This window comes from Sulfobacillus sp. hq2 (assembly GCF_002903155.1).
In the GTDB taxonomy this organism is placed as follows: domain Bacteria; phylum Bacillota; class Sulfobacillia; order Sulfobacillales; family Sulfobacillaceae; genus Sulfobacillus; species Sulfobacillus thermotolerans.
The window spans coordinates 1-18,446 of record NZ_NWUL01000035.1 but is presented as its reverse complement, the minus strand read 5'-3'; the positions used below and the strand labels follow the sequence as shown (position 1 = coordinate 18,446).

Here is an 18,446-nt window from a genome sequence, read left to right as displayed (position 1 = left end):
TCGTTAATGCTAAACGGCATGTTGAAATCCATAAATAGTGACTTCGTTGTATTCGAATCTCTTGCGATACCTCAGTCAACAGTTGGTAATGTTTCAAGCTATACATACCTAACATTAAGCAAGGCTGGCTACACGACATTCGACGCTATTGAAATATTGGCGGAGGAACTCCAAATATGCGTGAACGATATAGGATATGCAGGCCTCAAAGACGAAGATGCCCTGACAGAACAGACGATTTCCGTACGGGGGATTATTAACTGGGACATCGCCAACCAGTTGAGCGCCAGGTTTCATGTTACACCTGCGGAGTATATCCACGTTGTTTTCCGAGGTTATGGAACGAAGCCAATAGGGATAGGTGAGCTGTATGGAAACTGTTTTCGCATAGTTGTGCGGAACCTTACAAAGGACGTTGCTTATGCGTTAGGGAACGAGCGCAAGAAAAGTGCTTTGTTTCTAAACTACTATGATACGCAGAGATTTGGCATTCCGAATTTCCCAAAACTCACTCATAAAATTGGGAAGCATCTGGTTGACAACAATTATGACAGTGCTTTTCAACTTCTGAAGGAATCAGGGACGTACGAGGGCAATATGGCGATAGATTATGCGGGACCCGCAAAAGACTTTTTCGATAGTCTTGATGGGCGTAAGCAGACATTCTATCGAAATTCATTCTCATCTTTTCGATGGAATAATGACCTTCAAAATATTGTAATGAAGACCGGTAACACCAGCGTGCGGCGCTTCGATCAGGAGTCAATAACGTATGTATTCTGCGATGATAGGAGCGTCTTAACGGACCTATTGAATGGCACTCCAAAGCTTAAATACCATCGGTATGCTATCTCTGGAGCGCATAGCATTGCCGTAGTAGAATCGTCTCGACCAACTGTTATACAAACCATAGTCGAAGTGAACGATGTAGCCCGCGATGAGCTTAACAATGGCAAATGGCGGTGTTCATTGAATTTCTTTCTCCCTTCCGGTTGCTATGCAACAATGCTCGTCAAACAACTGTTGATTAATTTCGTTGGGAATAGTGGGCTGTAATTCCCGAAAAAGAAAGACCCCAATTGTAGTTCTTTTAGCATTCTCGGGGTCACCGTTGTTTGCTATCAGCGATTTGCCGTTATCAATTACATACGGACAGCCATCTTCGGTCTAATTGATCGGCATACGGCGAAGCTCCGGTGCCCGTGGAGATCGCGCACTTTCGAGTTCGTCTTCCGCGTCCATCTAAGCAGGTTGAAAAACTTTGTATCACAAACGACCGTTTTTGCACCGCCTCGTCTCCGGGATCGCCAAACCTCGAAAACCGCATAGATGGTGTTGCAAAACTCTGTTCCAAAATAGTGTGTTTCAGAATAGACAGGAGACCTGAGTTCTGCAACACTAGAGGGGGAGGGATTTGATGTTCATCGGATACGCCCGCGTGTCGACGGCCGAGCAACCGCTGGCCTTGCAAGAAGATGCGCTGCAACAGGTGGGGTGTGAAAAAATCTTTCGGGATGTGATGTCCGGCAGCACTACCGAGCGCCCCGGTCTCTCCGAGGCCCTGGCCTATGCCCGATCGGGGGATGTTCTGGTTGTCTGGAAACTCGATCGATTGGGGCGGTCCTTGGCGCATCTGATCCAAGTGGTCCAGCAACTGCACACAGCGGATATCGGGTTCCGGAGTCTCCAAGAAAACATGGACACCACGACGTCCGGCGGCCAGCTCATTTTTCACATTTTCGGGGCCCTAGCTGAGTTTGAGCGTGCGCTGATTCGGGAGCGCACGCAAGCGGGGTTAGCGGCCGCACGGGCCCGGGGACGGATAGGGGGTCGGCCTCCGCGCTTGTCCGCCGATCAGATTCGGATGGCGCAGCGACAATTGCAGGATCCCGACCTGACGATGGCGGAGGTGGCCCAGGCCTTTCATGTGTCGCGGACGACACTCTACCGAGCGTTGAAAAGGGCGGAACGGGGAGGATGGTGAAGCCATCCTCCCCATCTCCACCACATATCCCCACGAGTGTTTCCTTATCGTTGAAAAGCCTGCGTCCTGCTATATTCTCTAGATTAAAGTAATCGGTGTCGCTCCGGTCATCGGTAGGATGATGATCAATGCCATCACCACGAGAGATATTACGAACCATTTTTTATTCACTGTATGGTCCTCCCTGATTTATGGTCATCGCGTCAAATAGGTGCCACGAATCCTCCCATGAGATGGTGGGACGTTGACTGAACCTTTGCGCCACGTTCCATGCTACATGATTATGACACGCCGCAAAGTAGGTTGCGGCCGCCTGCCAAAACTCTGTGCTTTCGATGCCGATGGCTGATCGAGTACGAGCACGCATAAGACAGTCTTGGGCGCGATCATACGCATGGAGGTGCGTCCATCGATAGAGGTATTCCGTGAGCAGGGTAATAGGGAGGTCGGATGTAGCGTAGGCGTCTTCCAACCGCTGTAAAAAGTCTCGTTGTTGATCCCATTGGTTGGTGAGGCGTGCCCACACCACCTGATTGTGCCACACCGCGTGGATGAGAGAAGACTCTTCGAGCATCATCGCAATTTGCTCGACCCGATTGAGCGCGGCAAGAGTGCCGTCGAGCTTCTGGTTATAAAACTGGATAGTTGTCCAACCAATGGTAGCCCACGCCTCCACCAAGGCAAAGCCCCGTTGTTGACTTTCCACGCGCGTAAACTCAAATAAGCGTTGCGCTTCGTCCACCTCGCCTAATAACCAGGCGCATGTGCCGCGATTGAGGGCCATGCGCAGTCCCGATTCCGTGTAACTTCCCGTATGATCCTGAGCGAGTCGATAAAAGAGTTCTGCCGTACGTAATTGTCCAAGCTTTTGGTAGGCAGCGCCCAAGATAGCGAGGAGCCAATAATATTGGTCTGACGGTAAAGTCCACTCTGGATGAGCGAGCCACAGCAGGCCAAATTGTACTGCATGGGGTGCCGCCAACAAAATGCGGATTCCCCACGCTATAATTGGGTAATAATGGCTATTAAGGGGGCTGTGTACTAGAATGAGGCTCAGATTGGATCATACGCCCCCTTGCACCGGAGGGAACCCTATGTTACTTCGTAAAGAACTCCACTACGAACGAGCCGTTGTCACACCACGAAAAATTTCCACATGTTGCCGCGATGCGTAACTTTAGGACAAGACGTGCCGTTTCATAAATCAAGAATGCGATCACCGGAAATAATTCCCGATGATCGGTTCTTCACCAAATAGCAGTCCCTGCCAATCGGCCGGAACTTATGTCTTGTTGCGGGGTATCCGTATTCCGTGATTGAAATAGGTTTCCCTTGCCAGTTGTTCGTCCATCGAGGTTCTGTTGAAATGGCGATATCATCGACGGTGTGTTGAAGCACCCGACCGTGTTGATCACTCAGCAAACGGGGTGTGTTTTCATGGTCGCAGTTCGTGCTTTTCGGCTTTGGTCACTCTCACCGTGCTGGCGTAACTTGTCCGTCCCCATCAGCGTTATATCATTACCAACATTTAACAGGGCACACCCGTGCGGAAGCCGGCGTCGCAAAGTCATAGGGTCTTCCGTCCTGAACCGTCGGGACCAGATAGCCTGACCGCCCCTCACGATCATCGCTCTCGGATCGTCGGTGGAGTGCCCTCCCGAAGGAGATGCGAGGATGATCAGGGGCCTGCAATTGCGTGAGCGGATTATCGTCGACCCTCAACAACAAGGGATATGGCGTGCGCATCACTTTGTGCCATTGCCGATACGGACCTATCGGATTTTGGCGTGCTGTTTGGACCATCCACATCAAATTCTTCCCGATTCTCTGCTCCTGCGTGTCGGATGGCCTGAAGATATTCGTACGCCCGCCGATTTATTTCCCCAGATTCACCGCATTCGTCAGGCCATTGAGTCCGATCCCCGTCACCCTCGGCTCCTCGTGACGCGGCGGGAAGCGGGCTACCTATTACAAGTCACGCCAGTCGTGGTGGAATTCGATCCCCTCCCGCCTTCCGCATGGTCTTCATGAAGGTTCGTATCAGATTCGTATCAGGTTAATTCCTGATACGTTTCAGGTTATTATCGGCCAAGAATCAGATTCAGCGCGTATGCTCAAATCATCCTCTCAGAGGATGATTTCAGTTTTTTGAAACCGGATCATACGATCTGTATTTCGCCAGAAGCAACCGAAACACGTTCAATTTCAGAAAGGATGATTTCGATGGCTACATTAACTGCAACCCCGTCTGAACTGTATCTCTATGGAGCTGACGCAACAGATCTTTCCGCAGCGTTTTGGATTGCCATGCTTGAAGGTATCCCAGCGGGAAACGTGACCGGTGATTTAAATGTTGCGACAGCCTGGACCAACAGCAGCAAGCCCGTAATCGCCGTGGGCGCACCGGCTTTGGATAATATGATGGGTGCAGATTCTAGTTATTTGAACTTCTGTAACGTCCAAGCGTGGTATAACAATGCCGCTTTAGGACCCATCGACGGGTGTGGAACAACCGCCTTAGATTCATTGGAATTGTCGTTAGCTCAAATTCAGGCAGCCCTAGCGGGCACGACACCGTCGACGTCGATTACACCATGCTCATACAATGGTGTGTCGTGCACCAATTAAGACCAGGAAAGGAGGAGATTAACATGGCCTTTGCATCGAGTCAATACGGGTGGTCGGGAAACGGATATATCGGGATTGGACAAGATCAGATCGACAATGCATGCTCACCCGCGAGTTTATCAACAAATCGCCCTTGTATTGACAGTAGTACGATGAACGACGCGTTCCCGCGCTTGACGATTTATGCGAACTTCATCGGAATCAAGTACAATTTGAATCCGCGACTGATTTTGGCCATGATCACGATGGAATCGAGTGCGGCCGATACCTGTCAAGGAGTGAACGTGATTAGTGCACCGTATTTAGCGACATGGCAAGACGATTGCGACTGCAATTGTGACGATAATTGTTCCGAGTGTCAGTCCGCCATGAATGCACATTACCAAGATAACCCGCTGATGGCCATTGACCACGGGATCGACTTTCTATTTTCCGATAAGTATTCCACTACAGCAGAAGATTACACGAATATTCTCAGTGCCATTAGCGCTTACAATGGTGCGGTCTGCGGAATGGTTAATGGACAAGTCACCAATTATGGGGCCAGTGTAGCCTATTACGCTGACATCTGTTCCACGACTGATGATGATTTACCTCTCGGTTTTGTGGGTTACGCTGGAGCAGGTTTAAGCTAGTCATGGGAAATAGCGGACGACGAACTCGTCGCATTGCGAGGGGTTCGTTGTCCCACTGTTTATGGCTATCTCGTCTTTATTGAAGTTAATACGTGAATAAAAAGAGAGGTGCCCGACTTTGCCGAGAGCATACGGTCGTAGATGGCACCATTGCCCCGAATTTGCTGTGCAAACGGGGTGAAATCATAAACATTAGAACCGTTAGCCCATGCCGCCTGAAATTGTTCCCCGGAGGCCGTGGCAGTAGCCGCTAATAATCCATGAGGAGCCGGGAGAGATGCCGGATTAATGGTTGCCAGCAAGGATTTTGCAACCGTCATATCCGCTGCGCGGCTTCCGTTACTCACTTGAATCGTCCAGTTGCCGACTGTCCATTGGAGAACACCTGACGGATAGAGCCTTGCGGTAATGCTAGAATTCAAAAAAACGGATGTGGAGTGCGTTCCGAGTCGTGTCAATGGGATCCAAGTCGGAGCCGCCTGCGTTTGAAGAGCGCTATAGGCTTGCGTCGCCGAACCATAATGGGACCCTTGGATGGTCGCAATCCATATATGGGAGGAATGGGGGATCTGTGCGCTATTCATCGGCAATGCGGTGGCACTCCTCCAAAATGTCACCTGATACGAATGAGAAGATTCTTGTGTCGTAGCGGTAACAGGCCACGAGGGATGCGAATCGATTGATGGAATATAGGTGGGTAATTCCACCGGCATGGGAAACTGCCTATGGATCACAACAGCAATGGATGTATCTAATGAAGAAGTATCGGTGATAGGGGATTTCGATGCAATCGGTGATGTCGTTGATATCGATGCAGACGGTGTTATCGTAGGGGAAGCACTCGGTGACGCAGAAGGCGTCGTGGTCCTGCCATTCGGTTGCACTGTAGCGGAACTGGGACTATGGTCAGCGCTTGTCGGCGTTCCCGCGAGGTGATTGCTGATCCCACACCCCGCCAACGCGAGCGTTCCCAGTGCTACCCCTATCATGGGGAAAAGGTATTGTCTCATGCGGATGCCTCCCGGCTAGAATGTTGAATGCGATGATGATCGGTCCTATTGAATAACGATGGAGCGAGTCGACCGGTTACGTTCTAAGAAGGAACTGGCGGTCCATCGACAGGTCACCGAGGATCAGAATAGAGAGGAGAGGACACGATGCTGATTGCTGACCTGGTCCATGCTCGGTACCACCACGGGGGCTGTTCTGTTCGTCCATGTGGGCCTCTTTTTGACACGCCGCCTGTTCCCCCATGCACCGACAACCATGATCGCGCTGGTTACCGCCGAAGTCATCGTCTGGGGATACGGGGGTTTGACTTCAGGGTGGTCGCTAACGAGCATGCTGTTGTGGACGAGTAACGGTCTTATTGTGACGGCGATCACTCTGGGGAGGTTAACCGCCATCCAATCGGTGGTGTCTCGTGGCATTTTACATTGAACTAAATCCCCAGTATCATTGGAACCGCAAGGTCCCATATTGACGGTGGTAATGGCACATCCTCATAGTAGGTGCCCATCCCCTCGAAAACAGCCATCAAAGGTTCGCTTCGTATTCTTTGACCCTTCTGTAAAAGGTATTGCTTTTCATCCCCACTCTTTTCATGGCTTCTACCGCCGTAATTTTATTTTGTTTCCACTCGGGATAGACGGATTTAAAGGTCTCGTCAATCTCGAACTTCTTCCTCCCAAATTTGACCCCATTCTGAACGGCTACTCGAATCCCTTCTTCTTGCCTTTCCCGTATCCTCTTGCGCTCATCTTCGGCCATATAGCTTAATAATTGCAGAATTAGATCCGAGATCAAGGTTTCAATACCGTTCAGATTTTTATATTTCATGGTATCAAGAAGAGGCATATCTAAAACGGTAATGTCAATTTTTTTGACTGTGATCAGTTCCTGCCACTCGTCCAAAATCATTTGTTTATTACGTCCCAATCGATCGAGGGACTTAATATATAAAACATCTCCACTCCGCAGCATCCGTTTCATCAATTGGTACTCCGGTCTTTGAAAATCCTTACCGCTGGCCTTGTCTACGAATATGTACTCGTCCTCAATGCGCATCTCTCTGGCGGCAGAAAGTTGTCTTTCTAAAGACTGGTCCTGACTACTGACTCTGGCATAAAAAAAGGTTCTCATGGAATATCCTCCACCTTTCGGCAATAAATGGAGAATCTAAAAATAAACATTGCTATTATATTTGTATTTCAAAACATATACAATATCTCTGACATGTTTCAAAGTCAATTATGTTATATTTATGACATGGAAAAACCACGACAAATAGGCTCTTTCGAAAAGTATACTTTTTGAAAGAGTTTATGATGAGGAAAGGGAAAACTATGGCGGTTGAAAAAACCGGGACCCAACAAAAACGGTTAAACATTCTGGGAGACGATGAATTCACAGCGATTTTTGGTAGACCACACTTTACCTATGAAGACCGTTGTCATTATTTTTTACTCTCCCAACCCGAAAAGGAATTGCTACAAAGGTTGCGCTCTGTCCATTCCCAGGCTTATTTTGTCTTGCAGCTAGGCTATTTTAAAGCCAAACATCAATTTTTCGTATTGGACCTTCAGGATGTTGCGGAGGATTTTCAGTACGTTTTAAAGGAACACTTCAACAATAGTGAACTCACTGACTTTCGTCCAATTGATAAGTTTACCCGATTGAGACAACAGCAGATGATTCTTGAATTATTTAGTTACCGCAGTTGTGGTACAGAAGAAAGGGAACAGATGAGAAAAAAGGCTCGTCAAGCGGTAACCGTTTCCGTCAAGCCGATTTTTATCTTTCGTGAAATCATGGATTTTTTGTCCGAACAATGCATCGTCGTCCCGGGATACAGTTTTATGCAAGAGACGGTTGGCCAGGCAATCACCTTTGAACAGAACCGCTTAATCGCCATGATGCAGGACCACCTAAAACAGTCTCATATCGATGCCTTGAAGGCACTGCTAAAGGATTCCCAAGGACTGTATGAAGTGACGCAACTTAAGCGTGAACCTAAGGATTTTAGTCTGAAGGAAATCCAGCGTGAGATGGACCGAGGTCAGCAAATCCAGCCTTTATACCAACTGGCCCAGGAATTATTGTCCACGTTGGGAATTTCGAATGAAAGCATTAAATACTTTGCCTCCTTGGTCGATTATTACTCTGTCTATAAACTCAAGAGGCTTGATGAATGGATGGTTTACGTTTATTTATTATGCTTTGTTTATTATCGCTATCAGCGAATGAATGACAATCTGATTAGTACCTTCATTTACAACGTCAGGCGGTACATAGAAGAAGCCAAATCCGCAGCCAAGGACCAAGTATATGAACGTTACGCAGAAAATCACCAAGACATGAAAAGGGTGGGCGAGGTACTTAAACTATTTATTGACGACAGCATTGCCTCGAACACCCCTTTTCGTGATATTCAGGAGAAGGCCTTTTCCATTTTGGAACGTCCGAAGCTGGCCACTGTGGCGGACCAAATTGTCATCAATGCAAAATGGGATGAATCGGCTTTTCAATGGGAGCACATTGATCAATTAGCTCGTCAGTTCAAACGACATTTACGCCCTTTAATTCGCATGATTGATCTCACAGCCCCTTCGGGGCATGATTCGCTGATGGAGGCCATTTATTTTATAACACGGTCTTTTCGTCAAAATAAATCATTGGGGCCGTATGCCTCCGATTTACCCCATCAGTTTCTACCAAATAACGTAAAGCGTTACATCTATCAACAAGATTCCGATGGACAAAAAACCTTATCGGTGGATCGTTATGAATTCTTCATTTACCGCCTTTTACGTAATCGTTTGGAAGCGGGAGATGTTTTTTGCCGTGACAGTATCCGATTTCGTAGTTTTGAGGATGACCTGATCGAGGACGAACAGTGGCAACAAAAAGAAAAATTGATGGCCGATGTCGGTCTGACGACCGTCAGCCAACCCATCCGCGATCATTTAGCGGAACTGGAACAGAGACTGGAAGCCCGAATTACCGAAGTGAACCACCGTATTGCATCCGGCGACAATGAACAGGTACAAATTAAAAATCGCGGCGTACATAACCGTTGGACGCTTCCGTATACTCGAGACACTGATTCCATCAACCACTCCTTTTTCGATACATTAAAATCCGTTGATGTGGGGAGTGTGTTGCATTACGTGAATCAACGCTGTCAATTTATTGAATCGTTCGACCATATCTTAGGGCGGTATGCGAAACAGACCAAGGAAGAACAGGTTCTGATCGCTGGCCTGATTGCTTGGGGAACCAATATGGGGCTGGGGAGAATGGGCGAAATCTCGGATATTGGTTATCCCTTGCTTGTGGCCACATCCGATAATTTTATTCGCTTAGAGACGTTAAAAGAGGCCAACGATCGCGTCAGTAACGCGACCAGCCAACTGTCGATCTTTCACCATTTTGATATCCACGAAGTCATTCATTCCAGCAGTGATGGGCAGAAATTCGAGACGGGAATTCATACGATTCGTTCTCGTCATTCCCCGAAATATTTCGGCCTTAAAAAGGGGATTGTCTCCTACACTATGGTCGCCAATCACATTCCGGTGAATGCCCGAATCATTGGTGCAAACGAGCATGAAAGCCATTACGTGTTTGATATCTTATACAATAATACAACCGAAATTCAGCCTGATGTACATTCCACCGATACACACGGAACCAATGAAGTAAATTTCGCCATTCTTTACTTTTTCGGTTATCAGTTTGCGCCCCGTTACCGGGATATCTATGGTACGGTCAGTAAGTCGTTATATGGGTTCAAACACCCCAGCCAATACGGCGATGTCTTGATTAAGCCCGTTCGAAAAATCAATACCTCCCTGATTATGGAAGAATGGGAAAATATCCAGCGAATCATTTTGTCCCTGGCCCTGAAAACTACAACGCAGAGCATTATCACCGGGAAACTCAGTGCTTACGCCCGTAAAAACAAAACCAAGCGCGCGTTGTGGGAGTATGATAACATCATCAAAAGTTTGTATTTTCTGGATTACATTGATTCTCAACCGCTACGTCGCAATGTGCAGCGAGCCCTGAATCGGGGCGAGAGTTATCATAAACTATGCCGAGCGGTGTCCTATGCCAACTTTGGGAAACTTCGTTTTAAAACCGAACAACACCAACAAATATGGGGCGAGTGCAGTCGTCTCATCGCCAATTGCATCATTTATTACAATGCCAGTATTTTATCAAACATGTTGGATTACAGGCAAAAGCACAGTCAAGATTCCGATGCGTTGAAGCGAATTTCTCCTGTTGCGTGGCAGCATATTAATCTCTACGGTCGATACGAATTTAATCACGATCCAGAGCCCGTTGACATGGAGGCTATCATTCACGAACTGGTTCAATTAGAAGTTATACCGGAACAAGTTACCCACGTCTAATCTCTTATTCCCCCTTTTCGAGGGGATGGGCAAAAACACCCTATTACAGCAGATGCTGTAATACGCAACGGGCCTCAGAAAACACTTACCGGATTATCAACGCCGCTATTGCATAAAAATAATGCGATATACAAATGCAATCCCAAAGGTCCTGTCGGGGATCCCGATAATGCAACTGGAGTCTATCACAAAGTATGTTTGGACGCATGGTGACTTACGGACATCACAACCTATCATTCTGGATGGCGGGGGTTTGGGCTTTTATTCTTGGGTGGTAAAGTGCGGTAGCGGTTTCCTGTCTTATTCCAACCGCGACACGTGCGGTGGAGAAGTGGTCAAACATAGCGAGCATGGTGTCACGGCTCGCTATGTTTGAAGACCGGCAAACGGCCTGCGTTAGGCAAGATTTACTGCAGGGGGAAAACTGAAGAGCGTCTGTCCCGTCGCGTCCGTTGACTATAGCATCCGCCGCACCGTCGGGGATGCATATGGCCTAATAGAGATGTATAACACGTGTGGCGCTCCACATGTGTCTAGTTTTCGGACACCACAATATGTCCTCGGGACCAAACATACGAGGGATTAGTGTCAAAGCGTTCGAAAAAAATCCGGGAGCCAAGAAAAGACGCTTGGATCCCGGTTGAGTCGCTTGCTGGATGCCAACGGTTTTTTTAATAATCCCAACTAGCAAGATCTGAATAGTAAGGACTTTCACAAGTTGTGGGACTGATTGTAAGGCTCGGGGACCCATAGGTGACGCCTAAGCTGTATGATACGCCACTTGTCGTGTGAAAATAGGTCTCCTGAAGGTTGCCAATGTTTTCATCATTGGGCACTTGGGATGATTCGATCACGGTGTAGATGCACCCGCTGTAGTTAGGCGCCCACAATTCATAACCAGTGCGCGAGTTAGGATCGTATTTTATCCCGGTATTCCATTCTTGAGGGAAGCTCATCGAGGCGCCATGCCCCAACCCATAGTCGGGATTCGAGACGGATTCGTTATACCACGCATCATTATATGAACAGTAAGCACACGCATAAGCCCCCTGATTACCTGGGAGTTGCCCTTTCTGGGGCCACCACCCGATCCCCATATAATCGGTATCATCATCAATATAGGGGTTCCCCTGAGACCACGAAAACCCGCCACTCAGATAATACTCCACATGGCTACTGGCGTCACTCACCGTCGTAACCACTTCAGTCAATTCGTCGCCATTGATGTAATGGTGGTTGGATACGCTGGCGTCGGGGTGAATAATCAGCGGCGCTGCATATAACGCCCGGAAATGTGCGAATGGCGTGGCTTTTAGCTGAACGTGTGATCCGACCGCAGGAATTTGCATATTGCGGGAAAACATATTCGACGCGTTGGATGGGGACAACGCGTCATACTGTTGTTGGCTGATGGGGCGTAGTTCTCCGGTGGCGCCATTGCCTTGAAAGAAGGCGTGCGTGATTCTCATGGAGGTCACGACACCGCCGTGGGCGACAATATGTCGGACTTTCGGTCCCAGTAATGCGGTCATTGCGGGGGTCATTTCAATGCCTGCGGGGTTGGTCTCTGAAAAAAAGGTACGGGTAGCGGTTGGACTATTGCTCTCTTGAATGGTTGTATTCCCGCCAGCCTGCGGAATGGCCGCCACTTGGCCGAGGCTTGCAGCCATGGCGGACGAGGGCACCATTCCGAGGCCGAGAGAGATCGCGGCGCCTAATACCATGGTGGTTTTCATCATCCTGCCTCCTTATTCGTTTGGCGAGTCAGCGTAATGGTGGCAAATAATACGGGGGCTGACGAGCAAAACCGATGTGACACAGGGTAACATCAGTTTCAGGGCCGGTCCCGTTCCGTTTGCAGGCCCGGAGAGATATGATCATGGTGTCTACGCGATATGGCGACACAGAGGATGGGATCCATGAGAAAAAGCGTGATCGGGAGCCTTGCGATCGGGGCAATGGTGGCCGGATGGCTGGGATTGGAGGGCATCGGCCTGTTTCTGCCCTCCGCGGGGACGCCGCTACTGACGATTGGTAATGCCGTGGCGCTCGCGCAAAAACCCTCACCGTGGACGGTTGAGGAGGAAACGGCGACCGCGGGGCCATGGCGGGGGATGCTTCAAATGCGGTATAAGCCGGTTCCATCCCACGGCCACCATACGTCGTCGTTCCCGCACTTTGATGTCGTCTGGGCCGAACAGCTGCAGTATCACGGGCTGTTTCCTCCCGTGTTGCTTCAGTGGCCGGACCGGATGTCGTGGCCCAAAGGGATCGGGGGCGGGGGTCAAGGCGGCCTCATCTCGCCTATGCGCCTTCACCTTGGGACGTTTGTGTATGCGAACTACCTAACAAATGATCCCGATATGCGCATCTCTCTAGCCCAACTCCACACCGCATTTGATACGGCGACATTTGACATGAGGTGGCGCGGCTTCGCGGCATTTCCGCCGACGCGGCTCTGGTCGGTCGGCCCTGTCCATACCCGCATTCTCGTGTTCAAAACCTCGCTCCCGTAAATGGCGAGAGTCTGGAGGATGCCGAATGAAGAAATGGAAGAAATGGTGGATGGTGTCGAGCCTCATTGCCGCGGTGGTCGGCATTGGAGGGGTCATACGACTCAGCGCGTCCTTGAGATTCCCCCCCAATCCCTACGGGTTGTCTATCGCCGAAAAAAGGACGATAGCCCGGTACTTTGCCGTTGCTGCCGCCCATCACGATTATGAAGTGACGGCGGCGCAACTGGCCACTTGGATCAACAGGCCATACAACCGCCCGGTTTTAATTGATGTGCGCCAACCTTTTGGCCCCGATGGATATTCCCGTGGGCACATTGCAGGAAGCCATAATATTCCATTGCAAGATATGGGGCAAGAATTGCTTACCCAAAAACCTCGGACTATCACGATGATGAGTGCGTTGGGAATCGCGCACATTCATCTGTTTCCCTTGCCTAAACACCGACCCGTTGTGGTGTTTTGTTATGATGGCGATGGCGGCGAAATGACGCCCGCCCTCTTACGGTTATTAGGGTACAACGCGTACAGTCTCCGGTGGGGCACGTCGGCATGGAACCGCCTACTCGATACGTGGCCCACCGCCTCAGAGGTGTCACCATTGCCTCTCGTCACATCATCGATAGCGCCCCCACGAAATGTGGCGCCGCCGTCTGGTAATGATCGCGTGCCGTTCAGGCTCGCGCGCCCCTTCGCCACCTTTTGGACCCGGTTAAATCAGAAATACCCCGAAGGTTATGGACGCCCTTGGACCATTGGGCCGAATACACTGCTCAATTTATTATCCACCAGCCATGCTCCAATGATAGTCGATCTGAGGAGTCCGCAGGCGTTTAACCGTGGGCACATTCCGGGCAGCGTGAATATTCCCTTTCGCTTACTCGGAGCCAATCTCACCAAGATTCCTTATCGCAAGGAGGTTGTCTTGGTCTCAGGGACCTTGCAAAAAGCCGCCCAAGCCACCGCCATTTTGCGGATCTTGGGATATAACGCCTTTGTCCTGAAGCAGGGGCTCGCTGACTGGGCCCCACAATTTGTGCCGCATTTGGGTAACGTGGAATATCCTATTGTAAAATAGAGCGCGACGACAAAAGCATGCGGCGAGCCGTGTTCATTCGATTAGGGGCCCGCCAATAAACCCGTGGATTTACCCAGAGAGAACCCCCTTTATGTGGTTAATATGACGCTGACGATCCCGCATATCGAGGAGTTTCTTGAGATAGCGTGATCGGGTTTACGCAACGATTTTTTGATTTATGACGCAGATGGCGTGACATGTGTCTGCCGAGATCTGGCACCGTGTTAATCAGGCGGCAGGAAACTTACTGTGCCGATCCGACCACAAGTATTAAAATTACGGGTTAAGTTTAAATGGCCTCAATTTCGTTGTCTTAGAGGCCGCGTAGCGAACGCGTTTCAATATGAAAGCGCGTATTGGAACCCAAAGCTCAGGGCTTTCGCGACTAATCTCTTGAACGTCTCGTGTTATCTTATCAATTGTTGCCAGCCAATGCCGCTTGTTCGGATGTTTTAATAGCAAAAGCGTGAAAAAAACCAGAGGGCCCACCATAATAACCAGTTGATAGCCGACCAGACGAAAGGTAGTTTGGTTTAGCGTTAAGGATTGCGACAGTCTGCGCGCGGCGCGTAAGAGCTGAAGCCATTCTCTGCGCGCTCTTAGCCAATCACTGTCAGATGTGGCATAGGCTTGCTCCATCATGGTATTCAGCGGAAAGTCGTAGCGAAGAAAGTGCATTGCCTTTTTTATTAGGTTACGGGGGAGACGCTGCATGGGCTGATCAGCTACAGCCCGATCAATCATACTGTCGATCACCCCAAGGTCAGGATGGTCGGCGAGAAATAAATGAAACAGCGCCTCCATATCATCCGCCAAGATAGTGTTGGTGCCCGCCATTCTTACGGCGTAGCGACTGAGCCAATCCGCCTGGTCATCCCGAGAAGAAGAAGGACCCAATTGTTCGTTCATTTCCTTGCGCATCACGGCCAGGGAATCAAAGAATTCTCGGGTCGATAGCATAGCACTTTTGGCTTGGGCCACGGGCACATCAAACCCCAGTAGCCACAATAATATCATCGGAAAGCGCGCGTCATGGAAGCCCTTCATCGCGGGTACAATGGCTTCGATGCGTTCTAGCGTATCATGTGACCACTCAAAACGGACGCCATGGCCCCGTCCCCGTCCTCGGCGGACGGGCTGGGCGATAAGGCCCCGTTGCGCCCAATCGGTGAGAGTGCGCCGATGAAGAACAATCCCCCGTTGCTGAGCTAATGTGATGAGTGTATCGGTATCGTATACCATAGCTTATTTTACAACATATTCACGGTCTGTAAGGCATGTCGAACCCTTGTCTCGCGGAATGGGCACCAGGATCTGCGAACTTACAACTTACATTGGTGAGGCCCTGTATCCCATACCCGTGTTGTTATGCTAAGTAGGCGAGGAGCACTTCGACTCCTCGGCAAAACATTTGAACAGAAAGGAGAAGTGGTGTCCAATGCAGCAAGAAAAAACTGAACACATTGTCGGCGCGGCACTCGGTGCGGCGATTGGGACCGCAATAGGGGGTCCCATCGGTGCTGTCGTGGGGACAATTGTCGGCCACGTAATTGTAACGGCATTACATTCGTGATCTAAAGAGCCCGTCTTTGCACCGAAGTACGGGCTCTATTTATATGCAATTTGCCAAAGGGATATCAGTCGTATTCCAATTCTTGTGCGCTACGGGCATCGTGGCGCATTTGCAACCAATGGCGCAGGGCATGCACAGGGAGCCCCTGTTGGCGGGCCCGTTGCACCTCAATCCGGGCACCGCGCGATCGCTCCCAGCCTGGCAACGTAATAACACCTTCCGCCGTCTCTAAAGCCGCTAAGTCTATGGCCATGGCCTCCTCCCATGAAATGCCGGGCGGACAGAGCTCGGCCGGATTCAAGACCTCATGGCCCGCCGCCCGAATCCGCGCGGCCGCCGCATGAAAAGCGGCCCGGTTGAAATCGGGCAAACCCGTCATCGGCCCACTGAGATACCACCTCATGGCGTCTCCTCCTTCGGGGAATGGGGTATGCGGAGTTTGTGGTGGATTTCGGATAATTGAGTCGAAGTAACATGCCGTACTAAAAACGGGGTTTGTAATGGATCGTTGGTGATTGTCATGGTAAATTAAAAACGGATTGTATGATGGATGGATGCAATGACGAATCTGGAGGCTTCATGGATGATCGTATGGCGGAACCCGTGCCGAACCTGCTCAACTTGCCCGACTACCGCATCATCGCGGTGGATGAAACCGATGACGCCTACCATATTGCCGCCGAGACTCTGGTAGCCCCGAGGATGTGTTCCCATTGTGACGGCACGGCCATCGTGGGTTATGGCCGTCGTGAGCAATGGATTCGGGATCTGCCAATGCACGGGAAGCGCGTGGGTCTCTATTTTCAAACGCGCCGCTTTCGCTGTAAAGCGTGTGGGAAGACCTTTTACGAGGATTTGCCCCGCGTGGATACCCAGCGGTTTATGACGGAACGGTTAGTCGCCTGGATCGGACCGGCGGCCATCCGACGGCCCTTTGCCCACGTGGCGCAGGAGGTGGGTGTCTCCGAACGGACGGTCCGCGATATTTTCCACGATCATGTGACCGCCTTAGAAGCGCACCGTCAGGTCGAGACTCCGCAATGGCTGGGTCTCGATGAAATCCATCTCATCCGTCCTCGGGGCGTGGTGACCAACGTCCAAGAATGTACGCTGGTCGATTTGCTGGTGAACCGCAACAAGGAGACCGTGACGGCGTACCTCATGCGATTGCCGCATCGACAGCGCGTGCAACGGGTGACGATGGACATGTGGCGCCCCTACCAGGAGGCCGTCCAGGCGGCCCTCCCGCAGGCCACCGTGGTTATTGACAAGTTCCATGTGCTCAAGATGGCCAATGCCGCCGTGGAGCGGGTGCGCAAGCAACTCCGGGAGGCGCTGACGCCGGCCCAGCGCCGGGGACTCATGCACGATCGATTCGTCCTCCTCAAACGGGAGGCCGACCTGACCGACCGGGAAGCCTTGCGCCTCTCCACGTGGGTCAAAAACTATCCGGTTTTGGGCGAGATCCATCGCTTGAAGGAATCATTCTTCGGGCTCTATGATTGCGGCAGTGCCGCCGAGGCTCGATCCTATTATCAGACGTGGGAGCAGTCACTCACGCCCGACCAACGCGCCGCCTTTGCGGAGTTGCTGACCGCTTGGCGGCACTGGGATACGCATATCGTGGCGTACTTTGATCACCCGGTGACGAACGCGTATACCGAGAGTCTTAATAATCTCATCCGCGCGACGGATCGTCTGGGGCGCGGCTATAGCTTCGCGGCCTTGCGCGCGAAGATGCTCTGGGCCGAAGGGGTCACCAAAACGCGTCGGCGCCCGCTAGCACGGCAAAGTCCGTTACGGGAGCAATTACCGCCTATCGGTAATGCCCAATTCGCACGGCCCACCATCATGGGGCCCGACGAATCGACGGTTCCGGTCGATGTCGGGGTTGATATGGTGGCATTGTGTCGGCGAATGGTGATGGGACAACTGTAAGGGGGCCAAGAACGAAGACGCTCGGTCCGGCCATATAAGGCCCATTCAAACGGTTGCTACAAAACCAATAAGCAACCACGGTACTCCCAGATTAACCGAGTGCCCGTGGGTCCTCAACAGGCCGCGCCACGATCAACATGTCACGATCTAGAGGGGTGATTTTGTGAATTCGGAACAGCGGAGCTTGGGACAGATGAAACCCTAACCCTCCGACGGCCCCCGGTCCATTACCGCCCAAGACTATTGGACTTATCACGGTTTGCCACTCATCAACGACACCGATTGTAATAAAGCCTGCGTGCACCGTGGGGCCGCCCTCAACCATGAGCGACTGAATCCCATGATCCGCCAAGTCTCGGATCACCGCCGGCAGATCAATGCGATTGTTCAGAGTGGGTACTGTGATCACTCGGACGTCGCGGTTAGTCATGGCTTCGCGCCACTCCTCAGTGCTCTTATCTGAAGTGTAAATCCATGTAGGGTCGGAGGATGACTGATTGCACACGCGGCTTGTCGGCGGCGTGCGACCGTGTGTGTCCAAGATAACCCGAAGCGGGTCGGGGCGGTCAGACGCCCCTCGGAACGTGAGCTGAGGATTGTCTGCGATGATTGTTGCTACACCGACAAGGATTGCATCCGAATCGCCGCGGAGATCATGGACGTAAGACAAGGCCTTC

Annotated in this window: 18 protein-coding genes and 1 riboswitch; of the genes, 11 read left to right on the top strand and 7 right to left on the bottom strand. The window is 50.8% G+C overall.

The genetic code is table 11. The features are described from left to right. Nucleotides 1-6 precede the first annotated feature (6 nt). Together truD and CO251_RS11115 are read left to right on the top strand one after the other, a co-directional pair. Nucleotides 7-1,056, top strand: a complete 1,050-nt coding sequence (gene truD / locus CO251_RS11120) for a tRNA pseudouridine(13) synthase TruD (RefSeq protein ID WP_103375894.1) — start codon at nt 7-9, stop codon at nt 1,054-1,056. Nucleotides 1,057-1,414: 358 nt separating this feature from the next. Further along, the gene (locus CO251_RS11115; protein WP_103375893.1) at nt 1,415-1,984 is read left to right on the top strand and encodes a recombinase family protein; all 570 of its coding nucleotides are present in this window, start codon (nt 1,415-1,417) and stop codon (nt 1,982-1,984) included. A gap of 163 nt (nt 1,985-2,147) precedes the next feature. Here CO251_RS11115 and CO251_RS11110 read toward each other — a convergent pair whose 3' ends face one another. After that, nucleotides 2,148-2,969: a hypothetical protein gene (locus CO251_RS11110; RefSeq protein ID WP_103375892.1), complete on the bottom strand. Its 822-nt coding sequence runs from the start codon at nt 2,967-2,969 to the stop codon at nt 2,148-2,150. A 540-nt stretch (nt 2,970-3,509) separates the two neighbouring features. Next, a riboswitch (cyclic di-GMP riboswitch) is annotated at nt 3,510-3,603 on the top strand. Between the two features lie 55 nt (nt 3,604-3,658). Between CO251_RS11110 and CO251_RS11105 the strand changes: the two genes are divergently transcribed. The 3 genes from CO251_RS11105 (at nt 3,659) to CO251_RS11095 (ending at nt 5,247) form a co-directional block, all read left to right on the top strand. Beyond that, the gene (locus CO251_RS11105; RefSeq protein ID WP_103375891.1) at nt 3,659-4,015 is read left to right on the top strand and encodes a winged helix-turn-helix domain-containing protein; all 357 of its coding nucleotides are present in this window, start codon (nt 3,659-3,661) and stop codon (nt 4,013-4,015) included. A 192-nt stretch (nt 4,016-4,207) separates the two neighbouring features. Next, nucleotides 4,208-4,612, top strand: a complete 405-nt coding sequence (locus tag CO251_RS11100; RefSeq protein WP_103375890.1) for a hypothetical protein — start codon at nt 4,208-4,210, stop codon at nt 4,610-4,612. A 23-nt stretch (nt 4,613-4,635) separates the two neighbouring features. Then, the gene (locus tag CO251_RS11095; RefSeq protein ID WP_103375889.1) at nt 4,636-5,247 is read left to right on the top strand and encodes a hypothetical protein; all 612 of its coding nucleotides are present in this window, start codon (nt 4,636-4,638) and stop codon (nt 5,245-5,247) included. A gap of 65 nt (nt 5,248-5,312) precedes the next feature. Here the strand turns inward: CO251_RS11095 and CO251_RS11090 are convergent, their stop codons facing one another. Further along, entirely contained in the window at nt 5,313-6,257 is a 945-nt protein-coding gene (locus tag CO251_RS11090; RefSeq protein ID WP_146039061.1) for a hypothetical protein, read from the bottom strand. Between the two features lie 154 nt (nt 6,258-6,411). Here CO251_RS11090 and CO251_RS11080 point away from each other — a divergent pair, with 154 nt between their 5' ends. After that, nucleotides 6,412-6,687, top strand: coding sequence for a hypothetical protein (locus CO251_RS11080; RefSeq protein ID WP_146039060.1), 276 nt, complete (start codon nt 6,412-6,414; stop codon nt 6,685-6,687). 96 nt (nt 6,688-6,783) lie between these two features. Here the strand turns inward: CO251_RS11080 and CO251_RS11075 are convergent, their stop codons facing one another. Further along, nucleotides 6,784-7,389, bottom strand: a complete 606-nt coding sequence (locus tag CO251_RS11075) for a recombinase family protein (RefSeq protein ID WP_103375885.1) — start codon at nt 7,387-7,389, stop codon at nt 6,784-6,786. A 203-nt stretch (nt 7,390-7,592) separates the two neighbouring features. Here CO251_RS11075 and CO251_RS11070 point away from each other — a divergent pair, with 203 nt between their 5' ends. Then, the gene (locus CO251_RS11070) at nt 7,593-10,667 is read left to right on the top strand and encodes a Tn3 family transposase (RefSeq protein ID WP_103375884.1); all 3,075 of its coding nucleotides are present in this window, start codon (nt 7,593-7,595) and stop codon (nt 10,665-10,667) included. Nucleotides 10,668-11,338: 671 nt separating this feature from the next. Here the strand turns inward: CO251_RS11070 and CO251_RS11065 are convergent. Continuing rightward, the gene (locus tag CO251_RS11065; RefSeq protein ID WP_146039059.1) at nt 11,339-12,406 is read right to left on the bottom strand and encodes a hypothetical protein; all 1,068 of its coding nucleotides are present in this window, start codon (nt 12,404-12,406) and stop codon (nt 11,339-11,341) included. Between the two features lie 180 nt (nt 12,407-12,586). On the opposite strand from CO251_RS11065, the gene CO251_RS11060 reads away from it, so the two are divergent. Together CO251_RS11060 and CO251_RS11055 are read left to right on the top strand one after the other, a co-directional pair. Then, nucleotides 12,587-13,183: a hypothetical protein gene (locus CO251_RS11060; protein ID WP_103375882.1), complete on the top strand. Its 597-nt coding sequence runs from the start codon at nt 12,587-12,589 to the stop codon at nt 13,181-13,183. A 25-nt stretch (nt 13,184-13,208) separates the two neighbouring features. Continuing rightward, entirely contained in the window at nt 13,209-14,258 is a 1,050-nt protein-coding gene (locus CO251_RS11055) for a rhodanese-like domain-containing protein (protein ID WP_103375881.1), read from the top strand. A gap of 276 nt (nt 14,259-14,534) precedes the next feature. Here the strand turns inward: CO251_RS11055 and CO251_RS11050 are convergent, their stop codons facing one another. Next, the gene (locus CO251_RS11050) at nt 14,535-15,500 is read right to left on the bottom strand and encodes a hypothetical protein (protein WP_103375880.1); all 966 of its coding nucleotides are present in this window, start codon (nt 15,498-15,500) and stop codon (nt 14,535-14,537) included. Between the two features lie 196 nt (nt 15,501-15,696). On the opposite strand from CO251_RS11050, the gene CO251_RS17910 reads away from it, so the two are divergent. Continuing rightward, the gene (locus CO251_RS17910; RefSeq protein ID WP_255398145.1) at nt 15,697-15,831 is read left to right on the top strand and encodes a hypothetical protein; all 135 of its coding nucleotides are present in this window, start codon (nt 15,697-15,699) and stop codon (nt 15,829-15,831) included. A gap of 64 nt (nt 15,832-15,895) precedes the next feature. Here CO251_RS17910 and CO251_RS11045 read toward each other — a convergent pair whose 3' ends face one another. Next, entirely contained in the window at nt 15,896-16,234 is a 339-nt protein-coding gene (locus tag CO251_RS11045) for a DUF4406 domain-containing protein (protein WP_207654677.1), read from the bottom strand. A 176-nt stretch (nt 16,235-16,410) separates the two neighbouring features. Between CO251_RS11045 and CO251_RS11040 the strand changes: the two genes are divergently transcribed. Further along, the gene (locus CO251_RS11040) at nt 16,411-17,769 is read left to right on the top strand and encodes an ISL3 family transposase (protein ID WP_158246299.1); all 1,359 of its coding nucleotides are present in this window, start codon (nt 16,411-16,413) and stop codon (nt 17,767-17,769) included. A 91-nt stretch (nt 17,770-17,860) separates the two neighbouring features. On the opposite strand, the gene CO251_RS11035 is transcribed toward CO251_RS11040, so the two are convergent. After that, nucleotides 17,861-18,446: RibD family protein (locus CO251_RS11035; RefSeq protein ID WP_146039058.1), on the bottom strand; the 586-nt coding region annotated here is incomplete at its 5' end.